The following is a 7,204-nucleotide window of genomic DNA, read 5'->3' as shown; positions in this document are numbered from 1 at the left end:
TGCCGTAGATACAGAAAAATGGTGCCTACACTTTGTTTCCTACCTACGCGCCTCGCCCGGCGCGCCGTCGGCCTGCAGGGCCCGGCCCAGCAGCAGCAGTGAACGGGCGTGCTCGGCGCGGGCCGGTGAGGCCGCCAGCCGGCGCACCGCCTCCCGGAGCGCGGCGGTTCCCTCCGGGCCGGGCGTGGCGACGCCGCGGGCCAGGGCGGCGTAGCCCAGGGCACGCGGGGTTCCCCAGCGTTCGGCGGGTCCGGCGCCGTGGCCGGCCACCGCCCGGGCCTCGTCGAAGCGGCCCGACTCCGCCAGCAGGCAGGCGGCGTCCAGCCACCAGGGGGCCAGGACCGGATTGACGAGTCCCGTCCGGTCCAGGGAGTCCCCGCAGGTGCGCAGCAGCTCAAGAGCGCTCTCCGGGTCGCCGCACTCGTACCGTGCCCGCGCCCGCGCCATGAGGTACCAGTGGTACTCCCAGGCGAAGGCCTCGATGCGCGGGCGCTTGATGGTGCCGAGCACCTCCTCGGCCCGGCCGGGCTCACCGTGTTCGGTGAGGGCGAGCGCGCAGGCGATCTGCGGCAGGACGGCGCCCTCGCCCCAGTTCCCCTCCCCGAGCAGGTCGAGGGCGCTCTGGGCGTCCGCCAGGGCCTGGGGGACGCCGCCCTGGTCGAGGTGGACGAAGGCGCGGGTGGAGAGCGCGAGGACGTACGTCCACACCGCCGCGGTCCGCCGGCTGTCGCGCAGCACCGTCTCCAGCGCGTCGAGCGCCTCGCCGGTCTCGTCGGCGAGGGAGAGCGCGAGGGAGGCGGGCAGCAGCGACCACGCGCCGGGTTCCGCGCCCGGGGAGCGCAGGGCGCGCCGGGCCTGGCGGACCGACTCGGCGGCGGAGCGGCCGTCCGTCGCGGTGAGCACGGCGAGCATGGCGAGCTGCTGGCGCTGGGCGAACGTGTCCCCGGGCGGCGGGGACAGCAGGGCGGCCCGCTCGCGCACCGCGGGCAGGGTGCTCTTCTCGTCGGCGCCGACGATCAGCAGGGTGGCCTCGGCCAGGGTGAGGAGTTCGCGGTCGGCGGGTTCGGGGGCGGTGCCGAGTGCGGCGTGAAGGGCGTCCAGGGCCTCGGTCAGTACGCGGGCGCCTTCGGGCGACCGCTGGACGCGCAGGCAGGTCAGGGCGAACCGGACCGCGATCGTCGCACGGGTGCGGACGTCTCCGGTGAGGGCCAGTGCCTCGTGCAGCAGGGTCAGGGAGCGGGCCGGGTCCGTCTCGGAGAGGACTCCGGCGAGCCGCATCCGGATCTCCGGTGTGCCGGGCCCGGCCTCCATGACGCGCTCCAGGTAGCGGGCGGCGGCCTCCGGGGCCCCTCGCTGCTCCGCCTGCGCGGCGGCGTCCAGGAGGACGGCGGTCATCCACGGCCGGTCGGCTCGCGGGAGGAGCAGCAGCTGGCCCGCTATCTGCTCGGGGGACCGCCCGACGTCGCTGAGCAGTTGGGCGGCCCGGGTACGCAGATCGGCGAGGGCCGCGGAACCGACCCTGGAGAGGACCGCGGCACGCACCAGGTCGTGCGCCAGTTCCATCCGGTCGGGCTGGACGAGGGCGGAGCGGCGCAGGACGTCCACGGCCTCCTCGGCCTGCACGACGGACACCCCGGCGAGGGCGGCGAGGTGTTCGGGCCGTTCCGGGCCGAGCACGGCCAGGGCCCGGGCCACCTCGCGCACTCCGGCCGGCTGGCCCTCCAGTGCCTCGCGCACGGAGGCGGCGACGGCCCGCCCGCCGAGCTCGGTGACCCGCCGGGCGCCCGCGTCGTCGGGACTCACCCCGGTGGTACGCAACTTGTGCAGGATCCGCTGGAGTTCCAGGGGACTGCCACCGGTCACGGCGGTGAGGGCGCCGACGAAGGACGGCTGCGGCGGAGCCTCGGGGAAGGTCTGGCGGACGAGTGTCTCGACGTCGCGGGCCGAGAGTGCCGGCACGTGCAGCGCCAGGGACCGGTGGTGGGCCACCAGGTCGGCCAGGGCCGGGCCGGCCGTACGCTCGGAGGCGGTGCGCCGGGCGAGCACGACGAGCAGCGGCATTCCGTCGGCACGGCGCAGGAGGAAGTCGAGCCAGCGCAGGGACCGCTCGTCGCACCAGTGGACGTCGTCGAGGGCCAGCGCCAGGGGGCGGTCCGCCATGAGACCGGCGGCGAGCCAGTACAGGCCGTTCAGCGCGGGGTAGGTGGCACCGGGCGCGGTGTCCCCGTCGACGCGGTCGGGGGCGAGGGCGGGCAGGGCGTGGCGGGCGTTCCCGGCCAGCAGCGACGAGGCACGGCCGCGGCGGGCGGTGAGGTTGAGCGGTCCGAACAGGGCGCGTACACCGCTGTACCCGCTGCCGGAGTCGATCGCCCTGCAGGCCCCGTACAACACGGTCATGCCGTCGCAGGGTCCGCCGTCGTCGAGCGCGGCCCGCAGCAGTGAGGTCTTGCCGACTCCCGCCGGACCGTCGAGGACGATCAGCTGGGGCTGCCCGGCACAGGCGGCGGCGGCTTTGGCGGCGAGCTTCCCCAGGTGGGCCTCGCGGCCGATCAGGGGATGGGACGGGCCGGCGGCCCGTGCCCGGTTCGTCACGTGGTCTCCCTTGCGTCGTGCTGAGCCGGGACAACGCTCCGATGGGCAGCCCTCCGTCGTCGGCAGAGACGGAACGCTCGGTGCGCCCACCGTACAGGTAACTCCTGGTCCCCCGGCCCAGGTTCGCCCCGTGCCTCGCGTCCGGTGTCCCGTCCGGCCGCGCGGGGCAAGTCTAAGGATTTCCTGGTTACGGCCGTGAGATCAAGGTGGGGTGCGGCCGGCGCCGCCCGATCCGGGCCCCGGCCGACGGGCCGCACACGGACAACCCCGTCCCGCCTGTCCGCCTGCCGGTCGTGCCCGCGCGGCCGGTCGACGGCTCCGGCGGTCACCTCGTGAAAGGGCCCTCATGGACTCCGCCGCCCGGCCGATCCTCTTCGTCGGTCTCCCCGAGAGCGGACTGCTCAACCCGTTGCTGGTGCTGGCCGGGGAACTGGCCCGGCGTGGCGTGCCCGACCTGTGGTTCGCCACCGACGAGCACCGGCGGGACGACGTGGCGGCGCTGGCCGCCGACTCCGCGGTGTCGTTCGCCTCGCTGGGTGAGGTGGTGTCCGAGCTGTCGGCGGTGACCTGGGACGACGCCGTGTACCGGGAGGTCACGCAGTCCTCGCGGTTCAAGGCGCACCGCGCCGTGGTCCGGCAGTCGTACAGGCCGACGCTCCAGGCGCGCAAGTACCGCGCCCTGGAGAAGGTGGTCGAGGAGGTGAGGCCGGCGCTGATGGTGATCGACTGCGTGAGCGGCTTCGGTGTCGACCTGGCGCTCGCCCACCGCATTCCGTACGTGCTGTCGGTGCCCTTCGTCCCGAGCAACGTGCTGACCTCGCACAACCCGTTCGGCGCGTCCTACACCCCGAAGAACTTCCCGGTCCCCAACTCCGGCCTGCCGCTGGAGATGACCCCCCGGCAGAGGCTGGCGAACACACTGTTCAAGTGGCGGACGCTCCTCATGTTCCTGCACCCGTCGATGGGCAGGGCGCTCAAGGAGGACGCCGCGATCCGCAAGGAGCTCGGCATCGCCCCGCCCAACTCCATGACCCGGGTGGACGCGGCCGAGATGGTGCTGTGCTCCTCCGTCCGGGAGCTGGACTACCCCTTCGACGTCCCGGAGAAGCTCCGCCTGGTGGGCGCCCTGCTGCCGCCGCTGCCGGAGTGCCCGGACGAGGAGGACCTCAGCGGCTGGCTGGACCGGCAGTCCTCGGTGGTCTACATGGGCTTCGGCACCATCACCCGGCTGACCCGCGAGGAGGTCGCGGCGCTGGTGGAGGTGGCCCGCCGGATGTCGGACCGCCACCAGTTCCTGTGGAAGCTCCCGGAGGAGCAGCAGCACCTGCTGCCGCCGGCCGGCTCGCTGCCCGGCAACCTGCGGGTGGAGAGCTGGGTGCCGTCCCAGCTGGACGTGCTGGCCCACCCGAAGGTGTCGGTGTTCTTCTCGCACGGCGGCGGCAACGCCTATCACGAGGGTGTCTACTTCGGTAAGCCGCAGGTGGTGCGGCCGCTGTGGGTGGACTGCTTCGACCAGGCGGTGCGCGGCCGTGACTTCGGCATCAGCCTGACCCTGGACCGGCCGGGGACCGTCGACCCGGACGACGTCGTCGACAAGATCACCCGGGTCGTCGAGGACCCGTCCTTCCGCGAGCGGGCGGAGCGGCTGGGCGCGCTCCAGCGGGCGGCCGGCGGGCGCAAGGCCGCGGCCGACCTGGTCCTGGGCCTGCTGCCGACACCATGACGCCGGACCGCCCGCCGGCCGGTGCGCGGCCGGCCGTCCCCTCCTCCCAGCCACCGCACGCACCATCGCAGCGAGGACGCATGTCTTTCACCCACCCCGTCTCCCGGCCCGCCCTCGACGGGCGCGAACTCGAGTACGTCACCGACGCCGTCACCGGCGGCTGGATCTCCTCGCAGGGCCCCTACGTGCGGCGCTTCGAGGAGGCCTTCGCCGAGTGGAACGGCGTGGCGCACGGCGTCGCCTGTTCCTCCGGCACGGCCGCGCTGACCCTGGCGCTGCGCGCGCTGGGCATCGGTCCCGGCGACGAGGTGATCGTGCCGGAGTTCACCATGGTGGCCTCGGCCTGGGCGGTGACGTACACCGGGGCGAGACCCGTCTTCGTGGACTGCGGCGACGACCTGAACATCGACGTCTCCCTGATCGAGGAGAAGATCACCCCGCGCACCAGGGCGCTGATGCCGGTGCACGTCTACGGGCGCCGCTGCGACATGGACGCGGTGATGGACATCGCGCACCAGTACAACCTGCGGGTGGTCGAGGACTCGGCGGAGGCGCACGGGGTGCGGCCGGTCGGGGACGTCGCGTGCTTCTCGCTCTTCGCCAACAAGATCATCACAGCGGGCGAGGGCGGGATCTGCCTCACCGACGATCCGCGGCTGGCCGGGCAGCTCGCGCACCTGCGGGCCATGGCGTTCACCCGCGACCACAGCTTCCTGCACAAGAAGCTGGCCTACAACTTCCGCATGACGGCCATGCAGGCCGCAGTGGCGCTGGCCCAGGTGGAGCGGCTGGACGAGATCCTGGCCGCCCGCCGCGAGATCGAGGCCCGCTACGACGCGGGACTCCAGGACGTCCCGGGGATCACGCTGATGCCGCCGCGGGACGTGCTGTGGATGTACGACCTGCGTGCCGAGCGCCGCGAGGAGCTCCGGGCCCACCTGGCGGACCGCGGCATCGAGACCCGGCTGTTCTTCAAGCCCATGAGCCGGCAGCCCGGCTACCTCGACCCGGTGTGGCCGTCGCTGAACGCGCACCGCTTCGGCGAGGACGGCCTGTACCTGCCCACCCACACCGGACTGACCGCCGCCGACCAGGAGTACATCACCGGCGCCGTCCGGGAGTTCTACTGCGCGGGCTGAACCGCCGGGCCCCGGAGACGACTTCGCGCGGCACCCCTGGACACCTCAGGAAGAGGAAGAAGGAACGGACATGACGACCGGCATCGGCCCCACGGTGGTCGGCTTCCCCCGGCGCACGCCGGAGGAACCACTGCCCCTGTCCCAGTACGCGAGCCATCGCGAGCAGAACGGCCTGGTGCTGTCCCACCTGCCGAACGGGGTGCCGATCTGGCTGGTGACGCGGCACGAGGACGTGCGCGCGGTACTGACCCACCCGAAGATCAGCGCCAATCCGGACAACGAGGGCTTCCCCAACATCGGCGAGACGATGGGGGTGCCCAAGCAGGACCAGATCCCGGGCTGGTTCGTCGGGCTGGACTCCCCCGAGCACGACCGGTTCCGCAAGGTCCTCATCCCGGAGTTCACCGTGCGGCGCGTCCGCGAGCTGCGCCCGGCGATCGAGCGCATCGTGGACGAGCGCATCGACGCGATGCTCGCCGCGGGCGACCGTGCCGACCTGATCGGCGACTTCGCGCTGCCGGTACCGTCCCTGGTGATCTCCTCGCTGCTCGGGGTGCCGCCCGCCGACCGTGACTTCTTCGAGTCCCGTACCCGCACCCTGGTCGCCATCCGCACCTCCACCGACGAGGAGCGGGCCACCGCCACCCGGGAACTGCTGCGCTACATCAACCGTCTGGTCGCCATCAAGGAGAAGTGGCCCGGCGACGACCTGATCAGCCGGCTGCTGGCCACCGGGCAGCTCACCAGTGCCGAGTTGTCGGGCGTGCTGCTGCTCCTGCTGATCGCGGGGCACGAGACCACCGCCAACAACATCGGCCTCGGTGTGGTCACCCTGCTCGCGAACCCGCGGTGGATCGGCAGCGAGCGGCTGGTGGAGGAGCTGCTGCGGCTGCACTCGGTGGCCGACATGGTGGCGCTGCGCGTCGCGGTCGACGACGTGGAGATCGCCGGTCAGCTCATCCGCAAGGGCGAGGGCGTCGTCCCGCTGCTGGCCGCCGCCAACCACGACACCGAGGTGTTCGGCTGCCCGCACGCCTTCGACCCGGAGCGCTCGGAGCGGCGGCACGTGGCGTTCGGCTACGGCGTCCACCAGTGCCTCGGCCAGAACCTGGTCCGGGTCGAGATGGAGATCGCCTACCGCAAGCTGTTCGAACGCATCCCGACGCTCGAACTGGACGTCCCACCGGACGAGCTGGCCTTCAAGTACGACGGGATCCTGTTCGGACTCCACGAGCTGCCGGTGCGCTGGTAGGCCACCGGCTCCCGGGTGCCGCCGGACGGTCCCGGCGGCACCCGGTCCCACCGCCGCCCGAGTACCCACCCCACGAGGAGCAACGAGCATGCGCGTCACCGTCGACAGAGAACGGTGCGTCGGAGCGGGCCAGTGCGCGCTGAACGCGCCGGAGGTCTTCGACCAGGACGAGGACGGGATCGTCACCCTGCTGGTGAAGGAGCCCGAAGGGGCGGACGCGGACGGGGCCCGTGCCGCGGGCGACCTGTGCCCGTCCGGCTCGGTCACCGTCCATGAGGACTGACCGCCCCCGCGGCGGGGCGGACGGCCCTGCGGGACGCACGGGTGCCCACGGGCCCGGCCGTGCGGGCGGCGGTGACGGACGGAAGGACTTCCGTGACGGGACGGGCCCGTGGGCCGGCCCCGTCACGGGTCCCCCGGCGGACCGGCCGGGGGCGGCGGCCCCGCCGGGCCGCCGGGGGGCCCGCGGGCCGCGGGCGAACGGGAGAGCGGCGGGGA

The 7,204-nt window shown here is 73.4% G+C and carries 5 protein-coding genes; 4 read left to right on the top strand and 1 reads right to left on the bottom strand.

The features are described 5' to 3' along the window. Positions 1-39: 39 nt before the first annotated feature. The gene (locus tag ABTY20_RS34405; protein ID WP_352001080.1) at positions 40-2,592 is read right to left on the bottom strand and encodes an ATP-binding protein; all 2,553 of its coding nucleotides are present in this window, start codon (positions 2,590-2,592) and stop codon (positions 40-42) included. A gap of 346 nt (positions 2,593-2,938) precedes the next feature. Here ABTY20_RS34405 and ABTY20_RS34400 point away from each other — a divergent pair, with 346 nt between their 5' ends. From ABTY20_RS34400 to ABTY20_RS34385, 4 genes are all read left to right on the top strand, one after another. Continuing rightward, entirely contained in the window at positions 2,939-4,315 is a 1,377-nt protein-coding gene (locus tag ABTY20_RS34400; RefSeq protein WP_352001079.1) for a glycosyltransferase, read from the top strand. Between the two features lie 80 nt (positions 4,316-4,395). After that, positions 4,396-5,454 (top strand): DegT/DnrJ/EryC1/StrS family aminotransferase, encoded by a 1,059-nt coding sequence (locus ABTY20_RS34395; protein WP_352001078.1) that lies wholly within the window; start codon positions 4,396-4,398, stop codon positions 5,452-5,454. A 70-nt stretch (positions 5,455-5,524) separates the two neighbouring features. After that, the gene (locus tag ABTY20_RS34390) at positions 5,525-6,706 is read left to right on the top strand and encodes a cytochrome P450 (protein ID WP_352001077.1); all 1,182 of its coding nucleotides are present in this window, start codon (positions 5,525-5,527) and stop codon (positions 6,704-6,706) included. Positions 6,707-6,794: 88 nt separating this feature from the next. Then, entirely contained in the window at positions 6,795-6,989 is a 195-nt protein-coding gene (locus ABTY20_RS34385) for a ferredoxin (protein WP_352001076.1), read from the top strand. Positions 6,990-7,204 lie beyond the last annotated feature (215 nt).

This window comes from Streptomyces sp. NPDC126497, from assembly GCF_040302425.1.
In the GTDB taxonomy this organism is placed as follows: Bacteria; Actinomycetota; Actinomycetes; order Streptomycetales; family Streptomycetaceae; genus Streptomyces.
The sequence above is the reverse complement of the archived record's forward strand: the minus strand, read 5'-3'. Positions and strand labels throughout refer to the sequence as shown.